We start from the raw sequence: 23,647 nt of genomic DNA on the forward strand, positions 1-23,647 counted from the left end.
CGCGGCTACTCCTCAGGGATCTCGGTGACCCGGCGCAGCCCGGGGCGGCCGACCGTGGCGACGGTCGTCCACCGCGCGGCCAGCTCGGCGACGGTCGGGTACGCGAAGACGGTCCGGATCGACACCTGCGCCCCCAGCTCGGTGCGCATGCGGTTGATCAGCCTGGTCGCCCGCAGGGAGTTGCCGCCGCAGGCGAAGAAGTCGTCGTCGATGCCGAGCCCGTCGTGCCCGAGCGCCTCGGTGAACAGCTTGACCAGCGTGGTCTCCCGCTCGTCGCGCGGCGCTCTGCGGCCGGCCGCGCTCCGCCGCGGGCGGCGGGCCGCCCCGGCCGCGCCGGACGGCAGCCGTTCGACCCGCGTCACGGCGAGGGGGACCACCCGGGCGGGCAGCCGCTGGACGACGAGGTCGAGCACCTCGTGCGTGGACACGGGACGTCCGTCGACTGTGACGACGTACGCGGTGGACCCGGTCGTCCCGGGTCCGTCGGTGACCACGAGCGCCTCGGCCACCTCGGGGTGGGACAGCAGCACGGTCTCCACCGCCGTGGCCTCGGTCCGCGCCCGGTCGCCCACGGACTCGATCCGGTGGTCGGCGCCGCGCCGGGCGCGCACTCCGGTACGGAGCATGCGGGCGCCGGGCGGCCCGTAGGGGTCGGCCACGAAGTGCCCGGCGCTGAGCCCGGGACGCCGGTGCAGGCCGCGGGCGAACTCCCCGGCGAGGTACAGCTCGCCCACGGCGCCCGGCCCGGCCGGGGCGAGGGTGGGGCCGAGCAAACGGACGTGCGCGGGCTCCGGGGGCGCCGCGCAAAGGGCGTCCGGCGGCGGTGCGTCGCGCCGCACGTCGACGGCACGGCCGAGGCACAGGCCGAGCAGCGGGTCCCAGACACTCGCCCCGGGACCGGTCGCGGGCGCGCCGTCGGCCAGGGCGGCGTGGGTGAGGGCCATTGCGTACGGCCGCGCTGCCGCGTCCGGACCGTAGCGGAGGTAGGCGAGGTGCTCCGGCCTGACGGGACGGGTCCCGGCCGGGACCGGGGCCGGCGTCGGGGTCGGGTCGCCCGGCGGAGGCGCGGGGTCCGTGCCGTCGTCGCCGGGGGCGTCGACCGGTATCGGCGTCAGGCCGGGCCAGGTCAGGGCGGCGGCGGCCGGGTCCGCGACGAGCGCGTGCGGGCGGGCGTCCGCCAGGACGGCGGCGGTCCACGCTCGCGGATCACCGGAGTCGATCGGCAGCAGGCAGGCGCCGCTCTTCACCACGGCGAGCAGGGCCACGGCCCGGTCCGCCGGGTCGGAGCAGCAGGCGGCCACCACGGCTTCGGGTCCCAGGCCGCGTCGGCGCAGCCGCCGCGCGAGGCGGTCCGCCCTGTCGTTCAGGTCCCGCCAGGTCGGCGCGGAGCCGTCGGCGACCAGGGCTGCCGCTTCGGGGTCCGTGGCGGCGCGCCGGGCGCAGAGGTCCGCAGCCGAGACCCGGCGCGTGCGGGCGGCCGGCCGTGCCGGGCCCGGGGCGTCCGGGGCCGTCACGCCGGGCTCCGTCATGCCGGGCTCCGTCACGGTCACGGAGGCGACCGAGCGGCCGGGATCGTCCGCGAACGCGCGCAGCACGCGCCCGAACGCGTCCGCGACCCGCGTGGCCGCGGTCCGGTCGAAGGCGTCGCGCCGGTACTGGAGCCGCAGTCGCAGCCGGTGGTCCTGGTGCGCGTACACGACCAGCGGATAGTGCGAGGCGCCGACGGACCGGCACGCCGTGACGTCCAGTCCTCCCGTGGCGCCCGCCGCGGCGATCTCCGGGTGCCGGGGCGGATGGGACTGGAAGGCGACGAGGGTGTCGAAGAGGACGTCGAGACCCACGGCCTCGTGCACGTCGAGGAGGGCGCAGTGGTGGTGGTCGAGGAGGCCGTTCTGGGTGGCGCGCACCCCCGCCGCCACCTCGGCGAGCGTCTGCCAGGGCCCGCACCTCGCCCGCACCGGCACGGTGTTGAGGAACAGCCCCACCATCGACTCGACGCCGTCCACCTCCGGCGGCCGGGCGGACACCGCGCCGCCGAACACCACGTCGGTGCTCGCGGTGAGCCGGCCGAGCACGATCCCCCAGGCCGCCTGCACGACGTTGTTGAGGGTGCAGCCGAGTTCGACGGCGCGCCGGGCGAGCGTGTCCGCGTCACGGTCGCTCAGGGGTACGTCGAGTTCGCCGGGGCCGGTGGAACCGGTGGTCGCGGGTGGGGCGGTGGCCGGGCCGGGTGCGCGGGCGGGGGCCACCAGCGTGGGCCCGCTCAGCCCGGCGAGCGCCTGCGCGTGCGCCCGCGCCGACCGCTCCCGGTCCCGCCGCGCGAGCCAGCCCAGGAAGTCCTTGAAGGGACGGGGGTCCGCGACGGCGCCGTCCCCGCCGTACGAGCGCAGCAGGTCGCGCGCCAGGATCGGTTCCGACCAGCCGTCGAACAGGGCGTGGTGGGCGGTGAGGACCAGCTCGGCGCGGCCCGGGCCGACGCGGGCGAGGGTCCACCGCAGCAGTGGCGGGCCCGCCAGGTCGAAGGGCTCGCGGCGCTCCTCGGCCAGGAAGGCCTCGAACGCGGTGTCGTCGGGCAGCGTGACCTCGCGCCACGGGGCCTCGGCGCGCGCGACGACCAGCTGGACCCAGGCCCCCGCCGCCGTCGTCACGAAGGCGGTGCGCAGCGCCGCGTGCCGGTCGATCAGGGAGCGGGCCGCCGCGCGCATCCGCGGGGCGTCGACCGCGCCGCGGACCCCGATCACGAGCTGTACGTGGTAGGTACCGGAGTCCGGGTCCGCGAGCGTCGTGTGGTGCACCATCCCGGCTTGCAGGGGCGTCAGCGGCCATACGTCCGCGAGGCCCGGGTGTTCCTTGCCCCACGTGTCGAGTTCGCTCTGCGTCACGGCGACCAACGGCACGTCCGAGGGGGTCAGGCCGCCGGCGCCCGGTGCGCGCGCGTGCCGGGCCAGGCCCTCCAGGGCGGCGCACCACAGGTCGGCCAGCTCGCGCACCTCGGCACGGGACAGCACGCCCCGCGGCGCGGCGAACGTGGCCGCGAGATGCGGCCCGTCGGCGTCGTCGGCCACCGTGGCGTTGACGGCCAGCTCGCAGGGCGCGGGCATGAGGGGGTTGTGCCCGGCGTCGAGCGCCGCGAGGGTCTCCAGCTCGGCGCGGTCACCGGTGCGTGTCCAGCCGAGGCCGCGCAGCTCGTCGGGGAGGTCGGCGGCGGAGAAGCGGCCCAGGTAGTTGAACCCGACCTGGCCGAGCGGGTAGGGCGCGAGCGCCGGGGCGGTCCGGCCGTTCAGGTAGCGCAGCAGCCCGTACCCCATGCCCTTGCCCGGGACGGCTCGCGACTGCTCCTTGACCAGCTTGAGGGCCGTGCTTGCGGCAGGCCCCCCGGCGAAGGCCTCCGCCACGTCGGTCCCGTCCAGGTCGAGGCGGACGGGGAAGACGCTGGAGAGCCAGCCCGCGGTGCGGGACAGGTCCGCGCCCGGTGCGATCTCCTCCTCCCGCCCGTGGCCTTCGAGGCGGAGCAGCAGGGACCGCTCGTCCGTGCCGCGTCGTCGGCGCCAGTGCGCGAGGGCCAGGGCGAGCCCGGTCAGCAGGCCGTCCTGGACGTTGCCGTGGAAGGCCGAGGGCACGGCGGTCAGCAGCGTCCGCGTGACGTGGGGCGGCAGCGAGACCCGCACCTGCCGCACGGTGTCCGTGGTGTCGACGGCCGGGTCGAGGCGCCGCGCTCCCAACTCCGGGTCCGGCCCCTCCAGGACGGAGCGCCAGTAGGGCAGTTCGGCCACGCGCGCCTCGGCGTACGCGGCGTCCGCCAGCGCGTGCGCCCAGCGTCGCGCCGAGGTGGCCACCGGCGGCAGCGCGGGCCGCTGCCCGGCCCGTATCCGCTTCCAGGCCGCGGCGAAGTCCGGCATCAGGATCCGCCAGGTCACCCCGTCGGCGGCCAGGTGGTGCACCACCATCAGCAGGCGGCCCGGCCCCGCCGGGGGGTCGAACCACACGCAGGCGGCCAGCAGGCCCCGGGTGGGGTCCATCTCCCCCGCTGCCGCGCCGAGTCGGGACGTGAGCAGGGGGTGCCAGCTCTCCTCGTCCCAGCGCCCGTCGCACGCGACCCGCCGGACCAGGCGGCCGACGTCCACCCGGCCCGGCGGCTCGACGACCGCTCCGTCCGGTACGAGGCGGGCTCGCAGCAGGTCGTGCCGGTCGACGACGGCGGCCACCGTGGCGACGAGACCGTCCCGGTCGATTCCCTCGGGAAGTTCCAGGACGACGGCCTGCGTCAGCCGCTCGAACCCGGCGCCCCTGTCCTTGATCCACCGTGCCGCGGGCAGCAGCGGCATCCACCCCACTCCGCCGCCTTCGAGCTCCTCCAGCTTCCTGCCGGCCTCGCCGCGCCCGGCGGTGGACGCCGCCGTCGCCAGGGTGCTGACCGTGCGCCGCTGGAGGATCTCCCGCACGTCGAGCGTGAGGCCCCGGGCGCGGGCGCGGGCCGCCACCTGGATCGACTGGATGCTGTCGCCGCCCAGGGCGACGAAGTCGTCGTCGGCCCCCACGCGCTCCAGACCGAGCACCTCGGCGAACACCTCCGCGACGACCTGCTCGTGCGCGGTGTCGGGAGCGCGGTAGGCCCCGGTGCCGAACTCCGGCGCGGGCAGGGCGGCCCGGTCCAGCTTTCCGTTCGGGGTGAGCGGCAGCCGGTCCAGGGTCACGAAGACCGAGGGCACCATGTATCCCGGAAGGCGCCGCGCGAGGAACTCCCTGAGCCGCTCCGCCTCGGCACCGCCCGGCGCGGTCGGGTCGTCGGCGGGCACCACGTAACCCACCAGGTGCTTGCCCAGGCCGTCGTCGCCGTGGACGGCCGCCGCCGCGTGTGCTACCGCCGGGTGGGCGAGGAGGGTCGTCTCGATCTCGCCCAGCTCGATGCGGAACCCCCGCACCTTCACCTGGCCGTCGGCCCGGCCTTGGCAGACCAGCGTGCCGTCCGGCGTGCTGAACCCCAGGTCGCCCGTGCGGTACATGCGTGCCCCTGCGGGCCCGTACGGACAGGCGACGAACCGCTCGGCAGTGAGCCCGGCCCTGTTCAGGTAGCCGCGCGCCAGTTGGACGCCCGCGAGGTAGATCTCACCGGGCGTCCCCGGAGGCGTCGGCCGCAGCCGCTCGTCGAGCACCAGGGCACGCATGCGCTCGAAGGGGTGCCCGACGGGGACCTCCCCGGCGATCTCGACGGGGACCTGCCCAGCGATCTCGACTGCGGACTCCGCATCGGCCGACGAGCCCACTTCAGCCCGTATACGCGCTTTGGGCGGTATGTCTTCCTCCACCGGTGTGCCCGAGCGCGCCGCGGGCGCCACCACGTGGGCGGTGGCGAACACCGTCGTCTCGGTCGGTCCGTACAGGTTCGCGAAGACGGTGTCCGGGCAGGCGGACCGGGCACGCCGGACGAAGGGCGGCGACACGCGTTCCCCACCGATGACCACCTCACGGAGGCCCGCGAGGCAGCGCGCGTCCTCCTCGACCAGCAGGTTGAACACCGAGCTGATCACCATGGCCGCGGTGACTCCGTGGTCGGCCACCATCGCCGCCAGCGTGGCAGGCGTCAGCTCCCGCGCGGTACTGACGACGAGTCGGCCTCCGTTGAGCAGCGGCACCCACAGGGGATACACCGAGGCGTCAAAGGCCAGGGGCAAGTGCAGGAGTACGCGTTCCTGGGTTCCCGTGCGCCAGACGCGGTCGCTCGCGAAGGCCACCAGGGCCCGGTGGGTGACGGCGACTCCCTTGGGCACACCGCTCGACCCGGACGTGTAGATGACGTAGACGAGTTGATCGGGGTGGCAGGACGCCGTCCCGCGAGAGGGATGCGCGGACGACGCGGGGTCGGCCCGGTCCGCGGCGGCCTGGTCGGTGAGGTCGGCCGCGTCGTCATCGTGGTCATGGAGGTCGGCCACGTCATCGAGGCCGTCGAGCGTCACATGGGGGCAGGTCCGCGGCAGCCGGGCCGACGCTTGTTCCGTGGTCACCACCAGGACCGGCCGCGCGTCGCCGAGCATGAACGCGACCCGCTCAGCGGGATAGGCCGGGTCGATCGGCAGGTATGCGGCACCGGCCTTCAGCACTCCCAGCAGGACCACCATCAGGTCGGCCGACGCGGGCAGCACCACGGCCACGACCGACTCCGGCCCCACGCCGCGCCCGGTCAGCGCCCGCGCGAGCCGGCCCGCCCGGTCGACGAGGTCCCGATAGGTCAGGCGGACGTCACCGCACGCCACGGCCACGGCCTCGGGGGTGTGTTCGGCCCAGCGGTCGACCAGGGCCGGGGCCGTCACGTCCAGGTCGGGTGCGGTCGGCTCGACGGCCCCGCTCGGCGACCGCTCCAGGCCCACCGGTTCTCGCACGTCCATCACCCCACCACAGGAAATGCACCAGAGAATGATTCATATCGAGGCACGGCCGAACGCGGTCTCGCCGAACCGAAAAGGCACCCCTGTCCGGGGCCGTCCGCAAAGAAAATCTCCGGCAGCCGAAGCCTTCCGGAGTCGAAAAGGGCGGCAGCCGTTCATCCGGCCACCCGGCCCTCAGGCATCCCACTGTCCAACCTCGGCACTATGAGGTCAAGCGCCGTACCTGGGCCGAACTCCCCACCACGTTCCGATTAATGTCCTGGCACCAGGACATCTCTATGCTGGATGGCCCGTCATGCTGGCATTCACGTAATGCGGACGATGCCCGGGCAAGGCCGTCATGACGGTGAAACAGCTCCCACGGCACCGGCGGCACAGGGTGTCACGAACCGGAGGAGGGCCCCCATGACAGCGCCGCACAAGGAACCATGGTGCGTAAAAGTCGACACCTCCCTCTGCATGGGTTCCGGCATGTGCGAGGGCATCGCACCCGACTATTTCCAGCTGGTCGACAACCGCGCACAGCCGACCCACCCCCGCGTCGCGCAGAACGATCTCGTACTCGAAGCGAGCGAGAGTTGTCCGGTGGAGGCAATCCTCGTACGGGACGAGCGGACGGGCACCGTGATCGCACCCCGCGAACACTGATCCGCGCCCCGGCTCAAGGCCCGTCGATTCCCTTCGCTCCACAACACCGGATTACGGCGCGCGGCAGGGCGAAGGCATACCGTGAGAACGCGTCAGCCAGGCATTCCCCGCCCATCCCTGCGCACTCCTTGCACCCGGATAAGGCATCTGCAAGCCTCGCATGGCCACCTGCTGTCCCATGATCCGGCCGCGTCGTTCGCCCTTCCCCTGTCACCCGTCGCCCCCGATCGCATCGCCGCGCCTCCGCCTGGAGGGCGCGGTCTTCGGCGAGGCGCGCCGCGACACGGGCGTGACGGCCCGAGCGCCCGGCAGGACGCTCCGACCCAGCACGGAGAAGGAGAGCACCATGCGGATCGCCCTGGTCAACATGCCGTTCGCCGACTGGTACCGCCCATCGGTGGCGTTGAGTCAGCTCGCCGCGCACACCGAGCGCGAGTTCGGCGATTCGGTGCGGACCGACATCTGCTACGTCAACATCGACTTCGCGCTCTCGTTCGGCGCCGGTGAATACAACCGGCTCGCCAACGAATACGGCAACCTGACCACCGGAATCGGCGAGTGGCTCTTCCGCAACCTGGCCTTCCCGGACTCCGACGACAACACGTCCGACTACTTCCAGCGCTACTTCGCCGACGAACGGTCGGGCGAATTCCGGTCCCATCTGCTGCGCATACGAAACCGTCTGGGCGATTTCTGCGAAGGCGTGATCGACGACTACGGTCTCGCGACAGCCGACATCGTCGGGTTCACCTCCATGTTCTCCCAGAGCATCCCCAGCATCGCCCTCGCGCAGCTGATCAAGCAGCGGAATCCCGAGGTCACCACGATCATGGGCGGAGCCAACTGCGAAGCCCCCATGGGCGCGGTCCTCGCCGAGCGGATCCCCGCCCTCGACTTCATTTTCTCCGGGCCCGCCCTGCACACCTTTCCCGAGTTCGTCCGGCGCCTGCTCGACGGCGAGCCCGAACGGGCCGAGGCCATCCCCGGAGTGATGACCAGGCACAATGTGAGCGTCGACCGATTCCGCCGCGCCATCGGCCGGGACTGCGACATCGACGACTACGTTCAGCCGGAGTACCAGAGCTTCGTCGACAAGTTCAAGGATTCGCAGGAAGCCCTGCGCGCGAGCGGCGGCGCGGACGAACCCACGCTCTACTTCGAGACGTCCCGCGGCTGCTGGTGGGGAGAGCGCTCGCACTGCACGTTCTGCGGTCTCAACGGCTTGGGCATGGGATATCGCGCCATGGCCCCCGAGAAGGCGCTGGCGCAGCTCCACTGGCTCTTCGAATACCACCCCTGGTGCACCGCGTTTCACGGCACCGACAACATCATGCCGCGCAACTACCTGCGTGACGTCTTCCCGCACCTCAAGACACCGCCCGGAGCGCGCCTGTTCTACGAGGTCAAGGTGCCCATCTCGGACCGCGATTTCCGCACCATGGCGCAGGCCGGGGTGCGCGAGGTGCAGCCCGGCATCGAGGCCCTCGCGACCTCGACCCTGAAACTGATGGCCAAGGGCACCACGTCGTTCCTCAACCTCCAGTTCCTCCAGAAGTGCCTGCGGTACGACATCGTTCCGGTGTGGAACCTGCTCATCGGCTTCCCCGGCGAGGAGGAGGACGTCTACCGGAAGTACGCGACGGACCTGCCGAACCTGGTCCACCTGCCGCCGCCCGACGGGACCTTCCTGGTCCGCTTCGACCGGTACAGCCCGTACTTCACCAAGCGGGACGAGTACGAACTCGCCCTGCAGCCCCTGGAGTTCTACCGGCTCGCCTATCCCGTGGTGCCGGACGAGCAGCTCCACGACCTCGCCTACTTCTTCGTCGACGAGAACCTGGCGCCGTATCAGCTCCAGTCCATCGAGTGGATCACGAAGCTGCGTGAGCTGACCGACGCCTGGCACGCCGCCTGGCAGCAGGACACCCCGCCCCGCCTGGTACTCACGGCCGACGGCACCGGAGACCCCGGCGTGCTCGACACCCGGTTCGGCACGCGCCGGTGGATCCCGCTCGAACCCGCGACCGAGGCGATGCTGCGACGGCTCACGTCCCCCGCCCGCCCCGCCAAGCTGGCGTCCGACCTGGGCATCCCCATCGAACAGGTGCGGGAACGACTGGCCGAACTGGCCGACCGCAAGGTCCTGTTCGAGGAGAGCGGCACCGTCATCAGCCTCGTCACGACGGAGGCGGCCGCCACGGAGGCCGAGACCGACGAGGACACCGGCCACCGGCCCGAAACGCTCAGCATCCTCGGTCTGTGACCGGCGCGACAGCCCGGGAAGGCGCCGGGCCACGACGGATCCGAGGCCTGGCTCGTGGGGCCGCGCCCCGGGCGGCCGGGCCTCAGAGCAGTGCCGCTCCCACCACAGCCGTCGCCGTGAGCACCGCGATCGCCAGGGCGGTGACCACCACGTCCAGGTTCTGCGCGCGCTGCTCGGCCGCGCGGTCCAGCGTGAAATCGGACGGATCGGCGGGCGTGTGGTGGACCGTGACGTCACGGCCGTACGCGCGGGCGGGGTCAGGCAGGTGTGCCGTGCAGTGGGCGGTGACGGCCGTGCCCTCGCGGGTGGTGAACGAGACGACCGGGGTGATGGTGGTCGAGGTGTGGCCGTCGTCCTGGTCGACGGTGACGTCCTTCAGGACCGCGACGATCCGCCCCCGCGCGGCCTCCATCGCGGCCAGCCTGGCGATGCGGTCGTGCTTGGCACGTACCGTCCCGGGCAGGTGGACGGCCGCGAAGACCGCCAGCGGCCCACCGGAGCCGATCAGCGCCCACGGCCACCCCCAGTCGACCGCGGCGAGGGCCACCAGCCCGGCGTAGACGAGGAAGAGCGCGCAATTCGGCCCGCCCAGCCCCCTACTGGCCTGCTCGGGGTCCGTGGAGAACCGGTAGGCGTGCGGTCTGCCCCGCGGGTGGCTGACCCCGACCTCCCGGCCCTCCCACGCCGCGGTGATCACCTCGCCGCGCTCACCGTCGTTCGTCACCGTCACCTCCTGCCCGGAGGCCGGATCGCGGTACGAGACCACCACCGATATCCCGCCCACCCGGGACCCGCCGTGACGGGGCTCCCGCACCCGCTCGATCCGCCCCGTGAGCCGGACCGTCCGCTGCGCCTTGGTCACCCCGGCCAGCGACATGCCGTACCCGACCACCGCCGCCGCGCCCCACACCGCACACCACAGCACCAGGACCTCGTCCCACCCCATGCGCCCCTCCTCCTGCCGACCCGGTCAACTGCCGCCGCGCCGCAGCACTTTGCCCCGCCCGTCCGCCTCCAGCGTCCCCGTGCCTCCCGCACCGGTCACCACGACCCTGAGGGTGAGCGAGCCGCTGACGCCGTCGGCGGTCAGCTGCCAGCTCCGCGGCGAGTCGGCGCGGAGGGTGGCCCGGGCCTTCTCGACCAGCGCGGGCACACGATCGTAGGGCAGGGAACGCGGGTCGAACCCGGCGCCCTTCACACCGGTGGGAGAGAACGCGACCGTCAGCATGCGGTCCTGCACGACGACGGTGAGCGCTCGGCGCCTTCCCTCGCCCCGCGTCAACGACTCGACGGCCCTGCGCAGTTCGCCCCGGTCGAGCATTGACTGCCCGGGGCCGAGAGTGACCGTACCGGTCGCCGACGTCACGGTGGTCGTCGACGACGAGGAGGACGAGGAGGAGGACGAGGAGGAGGACGGACCCCGCGACGCGCCGCTCCCGTCGGAGCCGAACAGGTCGGCGCGGAACAGCAGGAGCACGGCGGCCGTGCCGAGCAGCAGGCCGAGAAGCGTGAGGAGACCGCCGGCGAGTCCCTCCGCGTTCTCGCTCTTCATGGCGGGGCCGGGCGCCGAGTCCAAGAGCTCCGTGGCCGCCCGCTCCTCCCACTCCGGCGTGGGCCGTTTCACGATCCGCGCCTTCCACGGCCGGTCCGGCGGGTAGGCGACCACCACGACGCGGCGGGGCCGGTAGTCGGACAGCTCGACGAGGTTGACGTCCTGCCGGATCTCGACGCGGTAGGCGGGCGCGTCGTCCGGCGCGACGGTCAGGTCGAACCGCACCGGTACGTCGCTGGTCTCGCCCCCTACGGCCTCCAGGCTCTCGATCATCGCGAGCGCCGTGCGCGGTGCGACGGCGGCCTCACGGGCGCGGCGCGGCAGGGTGAGGAGGGAGAAGACCAGACCGTAGACCGCGGGCAGCGCCAGTCCCGTGACGATCAGCGTCACCTTCTCGACGACGCACCCGCCGATGAAGGCGGTGAGCGACGCCCCGATCACACCACCCGTCAGGAAGCCCCGGGCGAGTCCTGCGGGCGTGTGGTGCGTGGGCGGCGCGCCCGCGGTGATCGTCATGCGGCCGATTGTGCACGCCCCGGGTAACGGCCGACAGACGTGTGCACAACCCTCGTGGTCGCCGCGCCAACTGTTTCCTCAAGCGGTACGCCCCCGCCCCGCGCGGCCGTCCCAAAGCGCCGCCGGGCGGTCCGGGAAGCCGGGCTCAGCCGCCGCGCCGCACCCGGGCCGCCTGGCGGGCCTCCGCGAGCTTGCGGGCCTCGCTGGTCTTGCGGGACGACCTGGTGCCGGAGCCGGAGCCGCCCTTCGTGTCCTTGGTGCTGCCCAGGCCGCGGAAGGGGGCGTTGTGGTTCTTGGGGCGCGAGGCCGCGGACCCGGCGTCGAGGGGCTTGCCGGAGGGGGCCCTGGCGCCGGTGATGCGGCTCAGCTCCGCCTCGCCGGAGCGCACCTTGGTGACCTTGGGGGTGACGTCGGCGTCCGCCATGACCTGGCTCGTCTCGCGGCGCTGCCCCGACAGGACGAGCGTCACGACGGTGCCGGAGCGGCCGGCCCGGGCCGTACGGCCCGCGCGGTGCAGATAGTCCTTGGGGTCGGTGGCCGGGTCGACGTTGACCACGAGGTCGAGGTCGTCGACGTGCAGGCCGCGGGCGGCGACGTTCGTCGCCACCAGCGCGGTGACCTCGCCGTTCTTGAACTGGGCCAGGGTCCGGGTGCGCTGCGGCTGGGCCTTCCCGCTGTGCAGGCCGGCGGCGGCCACGCCGTTGGCCCGCAGGTGCCGGGTGAGCTGGTCGACGCCGTGCTTGGTGTCGAGGAACAGCAGGACGCGGCCGTCCCGGGCGGCGATCTCCGTGGTCACGGCGTACCGGTCCGGGCCGTGGACGACGAGGACGTGGTGTTCGATCGTGGGGACCGCGCCGGACGGGGGGTCCACGGAGTGGACGGCGGGGTCGCGCAGGTAGTTCTGCACCAGCTGGTCGACGTCGCGGTCGAGGGTGGCCGAGAACAGCATCCGCTGTCCGTCGGGGCGCACCTGGTCCAGGATCTCGGTGACCTGCGGCAGGAACCCCATGTCACACATCTGGTCGGCCTCGTCCAGGACCGCGATGCGCACGCGCCCGAGGCGGCAGCCCTTGCGTGCGATGAGGTCGTGCAGCCGACCGGGGGTGGCGACGACGATCTCGGCGCCGTCCCGCAGCGCGGCGGCCTGCCGCCCGATGGACACGCCGCCCACCACGGTCGCGAGCCGAAGCCGCAGCGCCTCGGCGTACGGGGTGAGCGCCTCACCGACCTGCTGCGCCAGCTCCCTGGTGGGCACCAGGACGAGGGCCAGTGGCTCCTTGGGCTGCGCGCGCCGCCCGGCCGTCCGGGCGAGCATCCCCAGGCCGAAGGCGAGCGTCTTGCCGGACCCGGTGCGGCCCCGGCCCAGGACGTCCCGTCCCGCGAGCGCGTTCGGCAGCGTCGCCGCCTGGACGGGGAAGGGCACCGTCACACCGTGCTCGTCGAGCACCCGCAGCACCGCGGCGGGCAGCCCGAGCTCCGCGAAGGACGCCGCCGCGGGGGCTTCCGGCGCCTGGTCCTGCTGCCGGGCGTCGGTACGTGCTGATGCGCTCACAGAGAGCCTTCCTCCGAAGGGACCGTACCGAGGAAGGCGCGGCGGGGACGCGGCCACCGGCACGGGGCACCGAACGGAGCTCCGACACAGCGACGCTGCAAACGCTCAACGCTAGCACGCGGCGCCCGGCCGGGCCTCCCGAGCGGCAGTGCGGGGGCCGGGCCGGGCTCTCGGTGGCGGGTGCGTCCGGGCGGTCAGTGGAAGGTACGGACGAAGAGGTCCGCCTTGCCGTTGGTGTCGCCGGGCACGAGGTCGTCGGCCCCGGACAGGAAGACCACGTCGCGCCCGTCGGCGCTGACCGCGTCGGTCCCGGCGGAGGCGGGCTGGTTCGAGACGGTCTCGTCGGTTCCTGTCCGCAGGTCGCGCAGCACGAGCGACGGTCCGCCCGTGTCGTGCGGGGCGTACAGCAGGTAGCGGCCGGTGGGGTCGATGGCCAGGCCCCGCACGTCCGGCACCAGCCGGGCGGTGCCGGAGGACACGTCGTGGACGTAGGTGTCGGAGCCCGAGAGGTAGACCACCTTGCTGCCGTCGTCGCTGAGCTGGACGAGCGTCGCCGCCCTGGACGGGCCCTCGATCGGGACGGCGGCGATGGCGCCGGTCCGGTCCCGTACGAAGACGTCCTGCGCCTGGGCGTCCTGGTAGGCGACGAAGCGGCCGTCGCCGCTGATCACCGGGGCCTGGAGCGCGGCCAGGTTGCCCGTCCGCTTGGTCTGTCCGGTCCGCTGGTCGCGGACGAACACGGTGGCGTCTCCCGGCGGGGCGTCGGGCGTGAGGTTCGTCGCCGACGACGAGTAGACGATGGTGCGGCCGTCGGGCGTGATCGAGGCACCGGCGGAGTCGCCGTCGGCCCGAGTGCCGTCGGGCGCGACGCTGATCCTCTGGACACCGGCTCCGCGGTCGCCCGTGGCGCCCGCCGCGGCGGGCTCGGCCGAGGCGGCTGCGGGCAGCGCCGCCGTGATCGCGCAGATCACGACCGCCGCGCTCAGTGCGGTCCGCAGACGTCTGGTGGTGCTTCGGCCCGTGTTTCCCCTCATTTCCCCCCAGCCAGGACACGACCTCTCTCCCAGCTCCCCACTAGGGACCACAAGCGTGGAAGCACGATGGCGCTGCGGGGTCAATGCGGCACCAGGTGCGGGGAAGGGTGGTGCGCATTGGCTAGTAAACGCGGTGACGCCGACGCCGAAGCCCTGGTAAGGGCCTCGGCGCGGCGCCTCCCCCGCTCACCCGGTGCCGAACGCCCCGTCGGGGCGGTGTCCGGCACTGGGCGACGGTGTGGAACGGAAGCCGCTCAGTGCCCGATCGGCCCGTCCGCCGGCTTCGCGCTCGGCGTCCACTTCTTCGCGGTCTTGCCGTTGAGGTCCCAGACCACCTGGCCGCCGCGGACGGTGAGCTCCGTGGACAGCTTCTGGGTGCCGTCCACGCGGAAGCCGAAGCTGTCCACGTACCCGAAGTTGCCCTGCTCGCGGGTGAACACCGCGATGTCGGCGGGCGCGCCCACCGAGAGGTTCCCCAGGTCGGGGCGCTTGATCGACTGGGCGGGCTTCCACGTCGACGCGCTGATGACGTCCTTCAGCGGCATGTTGAGGGCGAGGAACTTGGACATCACGTTGGTCATGTCCTTCATGCCCGAGTTCATGCTGGTGATGTGCAGGTCGGTGGAGATGGCGTCGGGGGTGAACCCCTCCTTCAGCGCCGGGACCGCGACCCTCCAGCCGAAGCTGCCGCCGCCGTGGCCGACGTCGTAGAGGACGCCGCGGTCACGGCCCTGCTGCATCGCCGGGTTGAGCTTGCCGTCCGGACCCAGCTCGCCGCGGTTTCCGGAGTAGGCGTGCGAGTAGATGTCGCCCGGGCGCAGCTTCTCGGTGAGCAGCGTCTTCAGGGGGCGCTCGGGGCGGGGCTCGCCGAAGTCGACGAGGACCGGGATCTTGGCGTCCTTGCCCGCCTGGATGGAGTTGTCGACCGGCGTCCACTCCGGTCCCTCGTAGTGCGCCGTCTTGATGCCGACGATGGTGTCCGGGTACTGGAGGGCCTTCGCGGCGGCCGGACCCGGCTTCATGTCGCTCAGGTCCTGCTCGGCGGGGTTGCCCGCCATGCCCTTGCCGACGATGTTCAGGAAGGCGAGCACACGGGTCTTGGAACGGTCGATGGTGTTCTTCTTGAAGAGGTCGAAGTTGGAGGCGCCGGCGGATCCCGCGTCCACCGCGGTGGTGACACCGGAGCGGAAGGTGAACCCGTCGGGAGCGACGCCGTTCTTGCCGTTGGCGTACGCGTCCTCCGGACCGTTGAAGAGGTGGGCGTGCAGGTCGATCAGGCCCGGCGTGACGAAGTTGCCCCCGGCGTCGACGGTCTGCTTCGTGGCCGACGTGTCTATGTTCGCGGCCACCTTGGCGATCTTGCCGTCCTTCACGGCGACGTCGCGCACGGCATCGAGGTTGCTCTTCGGGTCGATGACGTGGCCGCCCCGGATGACGAGGTCGTACGCCTCGGGGGTCTCGGCCTTCGTCCCGGCCGTCGCGCCGGTGGAAGGGGTGGCGCCGATCGTGGCGCCGACGATGAGGGCGATCCCTGCGGGCAGCAGGATTCGGTGGAGCCGGTCTCTTGTGGGCATGCGGATTCCCATCTCAGATGACGGCGATGTGGTCTAGACAACTGTGCCCGATGGGACGGCTTTCAATCAATGAAGCGTCCATGTATTTCTGTGGTCACACAGAAGAGCGAACGAATCAAGCCACGTTGGGGAGTTGGGGCCGAGGCGGTGTGGCCCTGCTGGCTCCAGGGGGCCGACGTGGTCGGCGGTGGCGGGCCAGTTGGCGATTCGTGCCGCCGAGGTGGTGCGTCCGGTCACCCGATGGGTCCGAAACCTGTCGCCCGGGGCAAGAGAAGGGTTCTGGGCCTCCGCCCCCCGAGCCCGGGCAGGGGGGACCGGCAGCCACAGCGGAAGAGGCCATCGCCGTAGTGGCTCAACGCCCCCGCGGGCTGCGGTCCCACCCTCCAGGGCACGCCCGAAGAACTAGCAGGTCACGAAGCCACTACCCGGCCGGTGGACGGGCGAAGGCCCAGCGGCGAGCTCACGGCAGGGGCTCGCCCCGGGCAGTGATCCAAAGGTCGTACCACTCCTCGTGGGTGAGGTCCGGCTCGCGGCTGACCGCGTCGCGGCAGGCCCGGATGCGTTCGGGTCGGCTGGTGCCGATGACCGGGGCGATGCGGGCCGGGTGGCGTTGCAGCCACCACAACAGGATCGTCTCCGGTGTCGTCCCCTTGCGTGCGGCCAGGTCGGCGAGGAGCTGTGCGGTGGGTGAGTCACTGCCGTCGGTGTAGCGACCCTGGGCGAGGGCGCCCCAGGCCTGGAGCTGGATCTCGCGGGCCTGGCAGTACTCGACGGTCCCGTGCGGGAAGCCCTTCTCGGCCGCGGCCGGGGTGTTCACGAGGACGCCCGCCTCGACCCAGTCCCGGCTGCCCAGGCTCATCTCCAACTGGTTGGCGACCAGCGGGACATCGAGGTGGCTCTGGAGGTGGGTGATCTGCGCGGCGCTCATGTTCGACACGCCGAAGTGGCGCACCAGACCCTGCCCGTGCAAGGAGGCGAAGGCCTTCGCGATGTCCTGCGGGTCGGCCAGCGGGTCGGGCCGGTGCAGCAGCAGGACGTCGATCACGTCGGTGCGCAGCCGGGTGAGGCTCTCCTCGACGCTGCGGACGATGTGCGAGCTCCGCAGGTCGTACATGCCGGGGTGCACGCCGTCGGCCTGCCGGATGCCGCACTTGGTCTGCAGGACGATGCGCTCCCGCAGCCCGGACGCTCTGTCGAGCAACTCACCGAAGACTGCTTCGGCCTTGCCGCGCCGGTAGATGTCGGCGTGGTCGAACACCGTCATGCCGGCGTCGAGCGCGGCCGCCACGGCGGCTTCGGCGTGCGCGATGTCCGTGGCGGTGTACGGCACGCCGTCCCAGGTACCGCCGAGCCCCATGCACCCGTACACCGGCTGTCCGGTGCGTAGGCCGGTCGTCTGCCCTGTCATGCGTGGCCCTCCCTCTCCCAGTGATCCTTCACCTAGAGGTGTGCCCATGACGCACGTTCCTACGGGTGGCCTGTGCAAGGTGGTGGGGCGGGTGGTGATCGGACTCAGGGAGTGGCCGAGTTCTGTCGCGAGGCGTTCGACGTGCCGAGCGCCCCCGCGAGTCCCTGGCTCGCGGCGCCGCGCTCCAGCGCACCGGGTTCTCCGGAGCCACCGCGGCGCCGAAGGACGACGAAGCACACCCCGATCACTGCCGCGAGTACCGCCGAAGTCGACACCATGAAGAGCATGAGGCCCCCGTTGCGTAGGCGACGCCGTCCGGCCGAGTGGACCGGAGCGGGCGTATGCGTGTGGTCAATGTCCCCCAGGGCAACCTACGCCAGCCCGTCCATCTTTCCAACTGACCTCAGCCGACGCGTGAGAGCGACGACGGCGCCCCGGCCCCCGTACGGCCGCCCTGGTCAAGTGGCCTTGCCCCGCACGATGTAGAGCTTCATGTCCGTTAAGTCGAGGGTCATGGTGTACGGCTTGTGGAAGCTGTGGAAGAAGGCCGCTCGCACGTCGAACCCATAGGGGGCGAGGGCGGCCCGGGGGTGCGTCTCGCAGTAGATGTCCTCGGCGGTGGCGTCGCCGAGGCGGATCTCCCTCGGGTAGCAGGGGTAGGTCACGGCCGGGTGGCTGTGGGCGAACGTCCCGATCGGGCGCTCGTAGTCGGCGCGGATCTTCAGCTGCTCGGCAGTGTCCCCGAACACGACCGCGGCGCTCTCGCCCCCGCTCCCGCCGAAGTTCACGCCCACCACGCCTGCGCGGGAGCCGCCGTCGCCGGAGATGCCGCCCCGGGTGTGCAGATACTGCTCGGCCAGCCACAGCGGCTGGGGCTCGGCGCCCGCTCGCGCGGCGGCGGCGCGTGCCTTCCCGGCCGCTTCGGGGGTGCGGCGGCGCAGGATCAGCTGCCGGCCCGCGTAGTCGAAGGTGGTCAGCAGGTGCGCGAAGACCCACGTGCCGATCATGCCGCCGCCCCCGTCGGCGTGGGGGTCGACGTCACCGCCCGACTCCGTCGCCGACCAGCCGACGGGGACGTTCCGCAGTTCGATGTCGCCCAGCCGGAAGGAATCCAGTACTCCGTAGTGCGCCCAGAGGGACCGGCCCTCGAAGTCGATCTTCTGACTGGCGAGGGGGCTCAGCCCGGCCTCCTTGGCCACCGTCGCGGTCAGACTCAGATTCGAGGCACCGGTGTAGAACGCGAAGGGCTTCGGCGGTCCCCCGTTGACGGAGGCCTCCACCAGCGGGTTCGGGTCCATCTGCTGCCACGCGAGCCGCGCGGTGTCGCCGTGGACCTGGTACGGCTCGCCGTGGATCGCCGCGAACCACTTGGCGTAGGCCTCTTCGCCACCCGCTCGCCAGTGGGGTGCGGACAGGGCGAGTTCGTCCTGCCGGAGGTAGCAGTCGGCCAGGAAGAGGTGGGCGTCCTTGTCGTCGGGCGCCAACTGGACGGCCTTCTTGAGGTACTTCTCGGCCTCGGGGAACTTGTTGGCCAGCAGCGCGACATGGCCGCGGCGGCGGGCCGCGTGCAGGTTCTCGGGGTCCGCTCTCAGGATCTCCTCGTAGGCGCGTCCGGCCTGCTCGAACTTCCCGGCCTTGAACAGCGCGTCGGCGTCGGCGCTGCCTGCCAGCGCCGTGGCCGCCCTGTCCAGCAGCGGCGCGGCCGCGGCGGCACCGGTCAGGACGGCGGCTCCCCGCAACAGCGAACGCCGGTCCCATGTCCCACGCTCGGCCATGCCTGCTCCTCTTCGCGAACGCGCTCGTCGTGAGGCCCTGTCCCCACGGACGGCCACGACGGCCCCGGCCGGGTCGTCCGGCCTCGCCTGATGGGGGCCGCCCTCACGACTCCACTGAAGACGCAGCTCTGTTGCGGGGGCGTATGCGTTTCTTGATACGCCCGCGATACGTCAGGTCACGTGAGACGACCTCTGGGCCTTGCCGGGCGCGGCCGACCTGGCGGCCTGCTCGACCTTCGCGCGGTGGGCCGCACGGGCTTCCTCGTCGATCTGCGTCTCGTGTTCGGGGCGCATCCCGGTCCGGCCGTCGAGGCCCTCGCGCAGGATGTCGGCGTGCCCGGCATGCCGGTTGGTCTCGCCGAGGACATGGACCATGACGGCGAACAGGTTCGTGTTGGGGCTGGGATCCGCCCACCACGGCACGTGGCCGGGAGCGTCGAGGGGAAGCTCGTTGATCGTCGCGTCCGAGTGTTCCCACGTGCGCCGGTAGAACCCGGTGATCTGTTCGCGGGTCTCGTCCTCGGCCGCCCACAGATCGCTGCCGTCGTGCTCCTGCCACGGCACCAGCCCTTCCGGGGAAGGACGGTCGAAGACCTCGCCGAAGTACCGGGCCTCGACGCTTGCCACGTGCTTGACCAGGCCGAGGAGGTTGGTCCCGGTCGCCGTCAGAGGCCGGCGGACGTCGTATTCGGACAATCCGTCGAGCTTCCACAGCAGCGCCGTGCGGTCCCGCCGCAGCCTGCGGTGCAGGTTGTCCTTCGCGAACTCATCGATCATGCGGCATGAGCCTGCCATGGGTTGCTCGTGGTCTCAAGATCCGGTACGTGGTCCGCAGCGACCGGCAGAGCCGGGGCCCGGCCCCCGTGCGGCGGGCCGACGAGCGCGGACGATCGCGGAGCCTTCCTCGTCCAGACCGCCTTCGGCAGCGGCCTGGACGAGGAAGGCGGTGAGAGACTCCGCCCGGGCGGCACCGGCCCGGGCCCCGCATCGCCCCGCGGTCAGACGATCCGCGGGAGACGGCCTAACGCACCCGGCCGTACATGTTCGGTTCGTATCGGTCGAAGGACGAGATCCGGACCTGTTTGCCGGGGCGCGGGGCCTCCAGGTACTGGCCGCCGCCCAGGTAGATGGCGACGTGGTGGATGCCGGTCGCGCTGCCGTTGCTGCTCCAGAAGACGAGGTCTCCGCGGCGCAGGTCGCCGCGGGAGACCGGGGTGGTGGCGCGGTACTGGGCGTCGGCCACCCGGGGCAGGGAGATCCCGGCGGTGCGGTAGGCGGCCATCACCAGGCCGGAGCAGTCCCAGCCGTGCGGGCCGTTGCCGCCCCAGACGTAGGCGTCGCCGAGGTGGGCCGCGGCGAAGGCGATGGCGGCCTCGGTGCCGTGCCGACGGGGAGTGCCGGAGCCGGGGGAAGTGCCGGAGGGGGCGCCGCCCGTGGTGCTCGATGTGCCCGCGTACCGCTGGTACTTGCTCTGGTGGCTGGTCCACCACCAGCCGCCGTCGCGCTGGTACCAGTACACGCGGTCGACGGCGTCCCAGCCCGCGCGGCCGCGGAAGGTGGGATGGGTGGAGTGCCGCCCCTTGCCCCGCGAGAGCGAGGGCGAGGGCGAGGACACGCCCGAGGACGAACCACCGGTGCACTGCTCGTACTTGCTCTTGTGGCGGGTCCAGTGCCAGTGGCCGCCCTTGCGGAACCAGTACACCCCGTCGGCGGCGTCGAATCCGGCGCGCCCCCGGAACGTGGGCTCGGAGGAGGAGGTCCGGCCGGATGGTGAACTCCCCCCTGTCTTACGGGACTTCCCGGAGCTGCCGGAGTCCGCGACGTGCTCGGCGTACTTGTCGTAGTGGGACGTCCAGCGCCACCAGCCCGTGGCGTCCTTGTACCAGTACTTGGAGCCGTCCCAGCCGGCACGGCTCGGGGCGGGTTCGGCCGAGGCGGTGCCGGAGGCGGCACCGACCAGGACCGCAGCGCCGACGGCGGCCACGACGGCTCCGCGCACGGTGCAGCGCCGGTCGGCACGCGAGAGCGCGGCAGTTCCCGCACAGGCCGCGCAGGCGCAGTCGACGGGCTTCTCGTCGGCGAATTCGGGTGTCTGCACGGAGGTTCCTTTCAGTGAGTGTCCACGGTGTTGCCGCGTGCCGTGTAGAAGGCCACCGTCAAGTCCTTGACCAGGGCCTTGCGTTCGTAGTCGTCGAGTGCGACCAGGCCCCGCTGGGTGAGTCGGCTGACGGTGTCGTCGACGGCGTCGAGCACCGACGTGATCACGCTGTCGCGGTGCTGGGCGTCGATCGCGGCGATCTGCCGGCGCTGCATGGCGGCCGCGATCTCGGGCGCGTACTCGATCCGTGTCGGGCGTGCCGAGAACACCTCGATGCCGACCGCCCGGCACTCGGCCGCCAGGGTCCGGCTGAGCGTCTCACCGACCGCCTCGGCGTCCCGGAGGGTCTCGGCGGCGGCGTGGGGCCCGCCGAACGAGTCGGTGTCGGCGCCGAGGTCGCCGAACGCGTCGGCGGGCAGCTGCGAGAGGACCCGCGCGGTCACCGCCTCGACCTGCTCGCGCAGGTACGCCACGTGGTCGTCGACGGCGAACAGCGCCCGCGCGGTGTCCGTGACGCGCCACACCACGAACACCACGACCCGCAGTTCCACACCCCGCGCGTCGGCCGCGGCCATCGGTTCGCTGCGCCAGTGCCGCAGCCGTACGTCCACGCGGCGGCGCGGCATCAGCGGGCTGATCCACACCAGGCCGGTGCGCCGGACGGTACCCCGGTAGCGGCCGAACAGCGACAGCACCCAGGCGGAGCCGACCCGGCCCCGGGTGAGCCCGCCGAGAGCGAGCAGCGCGAGGGCCCCGCAGCCGCCGACGGCACCCCACTGCCAGAGGGCGAGCCCGTCCGCGGACCGCTCGGGCAGGTGCAGCAGCTCGGTCAGCCGTGCGGGCACGAGCCCGCCGGACCAGACCAGCACGCCCGCCCCGGCCGCCGCGAGGAGCACGGCGAGTACCGCCCACCACCCGGAGCAAGCGGACCCGCACCGCTCGAAGAGGTCCTTCTCCAGCCGGGGAGGGGGCACGAGCCGCCGGGTCCTGGCAGTGTCGGCCGGTGCGGGGGCCGCGGCGTGACGGGGCCGCGGCGGTGGCCGTTTCGCCGGTTCGGCGTCCCGGAAGAGGAGGTCCATGGGAATCGTTTCGTGGTACTTCCGCACGACGAAGTCGGTGTTCGTCGGGGACTCGTCACCCGCACCGGCGGTCCTTCCGGATTCCGCGGTCGTCTCCCCCGGGCGGCTTCCTCTCCCGAATTCCGGCTGCTTCTCGGTGGCTTCGGGTTTCGGTAAAGGCATAACAACCTCCCAGCGATGCCCCAAAGCACTTCCCCCAGAGCCCTTTGGCGCCATGACTATTGGACGTCAAGCAATCCGCTCCTGCCCGAATGCAACCTGATCAACTGTCGCCGTAGGTCCCTCCTTCCGAGGACCTTGGTCCCGAATCGGCCGACATGGGGCGGCTCTTGGCGGCGGGCGCCCGAATATCCGGCAGTGCATTCCCGTGCGACTCAACCGGCGGGTCGGCTCCCGCGCTGTTCCGCGGCGCGGCGGACGAGTATGGCGTGCAGGTCCCGTTCCGCCGTGGGCACCGCGCGTGCGCGGCGTCGGTGGATCATGACGCGGAGCTCGGTGGAGTCGTCCGCCAGCGGACGGCACGTGATCGTGCCGCTGCGTTCCAGGGGGTCGTCGAGCACGCTGTAGTCGGGCAGCACGGTGGCGCCGAGGCCCTCGGCCACCATCAGCTTGCACATCTCGGCGCCGTCGGTCGCGTACGACAAGGAGGGGGTGCTGCCCCCGAGGAGCCGGTGGACGTAGCGGTGCATGGCATAGCCGGACCGCATCAGGATCAGCGGCTGGGCCAGGAGGTCGGCGACGGTGACCGCGTTGAGCGCCGCCAGCGGGCTGTCCCGGCGGACGCAGACGACCGGGCGGCCGCGCAGCAGCTCGGTGGTGTGCAGGCCGGGTGGCGGGTCGTCGTCCCGGAGGTAGCTGATCACCCCGAGGTCGAAGCTGCCCTCCGTGAGGTGCTGCTGGATGCCGGCCTGCCGATCCGCGATCACTTCCACCTGTGTCGAAGGATGGGTGGCGCCGAACTCACGGATGGCCGGGGCGAGGAGCGTGGCCGTGGCCGCGCTGACCGTGCCGAGGCGCAGTCTGCGGCTGACCTGGTGCTGGCTGTCGGCCGCCTGGCGCAGCCGGTCGACCGCGTTGAGCACCTCGGTGATGTGCGGCAGCAGTTCGCGTCCCTCGTCGCTGATCCTTGCCCCGGAACGCCTGCGTTCCAGGAGCTCCACTCCTAATTCCCGCTCCAGGTTGCGGAGTGTCTCGCTCAGCGCCGGCTGCGACAAGTGCAGTTCCTCTGCGGCACGACGTAAAGAACCCAGCCGTGTGACTGCTGCCAGGTACTCCAACTGTTCCATGCGCATGGCGAACTACCTCCGGCGCTCATCATAGGCCGCCGAATCCATCGGCCGTTGGAGGGGCGAAAGGGTCCCCCTCTCGCCACATCGGACATTCCTTTATCACCTCGCGCCGCACCTTCAGCGGACCCCGGCCGCAGCTGAATCCCTGCGGCTTTCCGTCAGCGCTTCTTGCGGCCTACACCGAGCAGGGCGGCATGAATGGCGAAAGGGCCCCATCGGTGGAGACGCACCTCCATCAGGAGCGGGACCCGGCCGAGGAAGCGCCAGTGAACTGAACGTCCATGTTGGGACGTTTTGCGCCTTACGCGAGATCATTTTGCTACAGCGACATTGCATCCCGTACGGCAACATTGCGGCCTCATGGCGGAACCGGCCGAAACCTGGCGTAGCCACCCACGGCACATCAAGCTGGCATCCGCCCCCTTGGTGGCACATCACCTGCACGCCCAGAGAAAGCTCCACCGCACATGTACTCG

The 23,647-nt window shown here is 72.2% G+C and carries 14 protein-coding genes; 2 read left to right on the top strand and 12 right to left on the bottom strand.

The window, feature by feature from the left end; genetic code table 11:
• Nucleotides 1-5 precede the first annotated feature (5 nt).
• A complete protein-coding gene (locus AC5WAM_RS06280; RefSeq protein WP_495521893.1) occupies nucleotides 6-6,383 on the bottom strand; it encodes an AMP-binding protein in 6,378 nt (2,125 codons plus the stop codon).
• Nucleotides 6,384-6,788: 405 nt separating this feature from the next.
• Between AC5WAM_RS06280 and AC5WAM_RS06285 the strand changes: the two genes are divergently transcribed.
• Nucleotides 6,789-7,031 (top strand): ferredoxin, encoded by a 243-nt coding sequence (locus tag AC5WAM_RS06285; RefSeq protein WP_495521894.1) that lies wholly within the window; start codon nucleotides 6,789-6,791, stop codon nucleotides 7,029-7,031.
• A 346-nt stretch (nucleotides 7,032-7,377) separates the two neighbouring features.
• The gene (locus tag AC5WAM_RS06290) at nucleotides 7,378-9,294 is read left to right on the top strand and encodes a RiPP maturation radical SAM C-methyltransferase (RefSeq protein WP_495521895.1); all 1,917 of its coding nucleotides are present in this window, start codon (nucleotides 7,378-7,380) and stop codon (nucleotides 9,292-9,294) included.
• Nucleotides 9,295-9,376: 82 nt separating this feature from the next.
• Here AC5WAM_RS06290 and AC5WAM_RS06295 read toward each other — a convergent pair whose 3' ends face one another.
• The 11 genes from AC5WAM_RS06295 to AC5WAM_RS06345 all read right to left on the bottom strand — a co-directional run bounded on the left by AC5WAM_RS06295 (nucleotide 9,377) and on the right by AC5WAM_RS06345 (nucleotide 23,174).
• Nucleotides 9,377-10,240: a DUF3592 domain-containing protein gene (locus AC5WAM_RS06295; protein WP_495521896.1), complete on the bottom strand. Its 864-nt coding sequence runs from the start codon at nucleotides 10,238-10,240 to the stop codon at nucleotides 9,377-9,379.
• 24 nt (nucleotides 10,241-10,264) lie between these two features.
• Nucleotides 10,265-11,362: a hypothetical protein gene (locus AC5WAM_RS06300; RefSeq protein WP_495521897.1), complete on the bottom strand. Its 1,098-nt coding sequence runs from the start codon at nucleotides 11,360-11,362 to the stop codon at nucleotides 10,265-10,267.
• 145 nt (nucleotides 11,363-11,507) lie between these two features.
• Nucleotides 11,508-12,914, bottom strand: a complete 1,407-nt coding sequence (locus AC5WAM_RS06305; RefSeq protein WP_495521898.1) for a DEAD/DEAH box helicase — start codon at nucleotides 12,912-12,914, stop codon at nucleotides 11,508-11,510.
• A gap of 194 nt (nucleotides 12,915-13,108) precedes the next feature.
• Nucleotides 13,109-13,885: a TolB family protein gene (locus AC5WAM_RS06310; RefSeq protein WP_495521899.1), complete on the bottom strand. Its 777-nt coding sequence runs from the start codon at nucleotides 13,883-13,885 to the stop codon at nucleotides 13,109-13,111.
• Between the two features lie 317 nt (nucleotides 13,886-14,202).
• Nucleotides 14,203-15,522, bottom strand: coding sequence for an amidohydrolase/deacetylase family metallohydrolase (locus AC5WAM_RS06315; protein ID WP_366794655.1), 1,320 nt, complete (start codon nucleotides 15,520-15,522; stop codon nucleotides 14,203-14,205).
• A gap of 460 nt (nucleotides 15,523-15,982) precedes the next feature.
• Nucleotides 15,983-16,930 (bottom strand): aldo/keto reductase, encoded by a 948-nt coding sequence (locus tag AC5WAM_RS06320; RefSeq protein ID WP_495521900.1) that lies wholly within the window; start codon nucleotides 16,928-16,930, stop codon nucleotides 15,983-15,985.
• Between the two features lie 458 nt (nucleotides 16,931-17,388).
• Complete coding sequence (locus AC5WAM_RS06325) at nucleotides 17,389-18,705, bottom strand: tetratricopeptide repeat protein (protein WP_495521901.1); 1,317 nt, start codon at nucleotides 18,703-18,705, stop codon at nucleotides 17,389-17,391.
• 171 nt (nucleotides 18,706-18,876) lie between these two features.
• Nucleotides 18,877-19,482 carry a DinB family protein gene (locus tag AC5WAM_RS06330; RefSeq protein WP_495521902.1) on the bottom strand — a complete coding sequence of 202 codons (606 nt, stop codon included), beginning with the start codon at nucleotides 19,480-19,482 and terminating at the stop codon, nucleotides 18,877-18,879.
• Between the two features lie 244 nt (nucleotides 19,483-19,726).
• On the bottom strand, nucleotides 19,727-20,803 hold the full coding sequence (locus tag AC5WAM_RS06335) for a C40 family peptidase (protein WP_495521903.1): 1,077 nt from the start codon (nucleotides 20,801-20,803) through the stop codon (nucleotides 19,727-19,729).
• 11 nt (nucleotides 20,804-20,814) lie between these two features.
• On the bottom strand, nucleotides 20,815-21,777 hold the full coding sequence (locus tag AC5WAM_RS06340) for an SPFH domain-containing protein (protein WP_495521904.1): 963 nt from the start codon (nucleotides 21,775-21,777) through the stop codon (nucleotides 20,815-20,817).
• 479 nt (nucleotides 21,778-22,256) lie between these two features.
• Complete coding sequence (locus AC5WAM_RS06345; protein WP_495521905.1) at nucleotides 22,257-23,174, bottom strand: LysR family transcriptional regulator; 918 nt, start codon at nucleotides 23,172-23,174, stop codon at nucleotides 22,257-22,259.
• Between the last annotated feature and the right edge of the window lie 473 nt (nucleotides 23,175-23,647).

This window comes from Streptomyces sp. JLYT201 (genome assembly GCF_059448825.1).

Coding starts and splice junctions, on each gene's coding strand:
- AC5WAM_RS06300 (WP_495521897.1), bottom strand. CDS start 11,362: ATGACGATCACCGCGGGCGCGCCGCCCACGCACCACACGCCCGCAGGA.
- AC5WAM_RS06290 (WP_495521895.1), top strand. CDS start 7,378: ATGCGGATCGCCCTGGTCAACATGCCGTTCGCCGACTGGTACCGCCCA.
- AC5WAM_RS06295 (WP_495521896.1), bottom strand. CDS start 10,240: ATGGGGTGGGACGAGGTCCTGGTGCTGTGGTGTGCGGTGTGGGGCGCG.
- AC5WAM_RS06280 (WP_495521893.1), bottom strand. CDS start 6,383: ATGGACGTGCGAGAACCGGTGGGCCTGGAGCGGTCGCCGAGCGGGGCC.
- AC5WAM_RS06325 (WP_495521901.1), bottom strand. CDS start 18,705: ATGGCCGAGCGTGGGACATGGGACCGGCGTTCGCTGTTGCGGGGAGCC.
- AC5WAM_RS06315 (WP_366794655.1), bottom strand. CDS start 15,522: ATGCCCACAAGAGACCGGCTCCACCGAATCCTGCTGCCCGCAGGGATC.
- AC5WAM_RS06320 (WP_495521900.1), bottom strand. CDS start 16,930: ATGACAGGGCAGACGACCGGCCTACGCACCGGACAGCCGGTGTACGGG.
- AC5WAM_RS06345 (WP_495521905.1), bottom strand. CDS start 23,174: ATGCGCATGGAACAGTTGGAGTACCTGGCAGCAGTCACACGGCTGGGT.
- AC5WAM_RS06330 (WP_495521902.1), bottom strand. CDS start 19,482: ATGATCGATGAGTTCGCGAAGGACAACCTGCACCGCAGGCTGCGGCGG.
- AC5WAM_RS06285 (WP_495521894.1), top strand. CDS start 6,789: ATGACAGCGCCGCACAAGGAACCATGGTGCGTAAAAGTCGACACCTCC.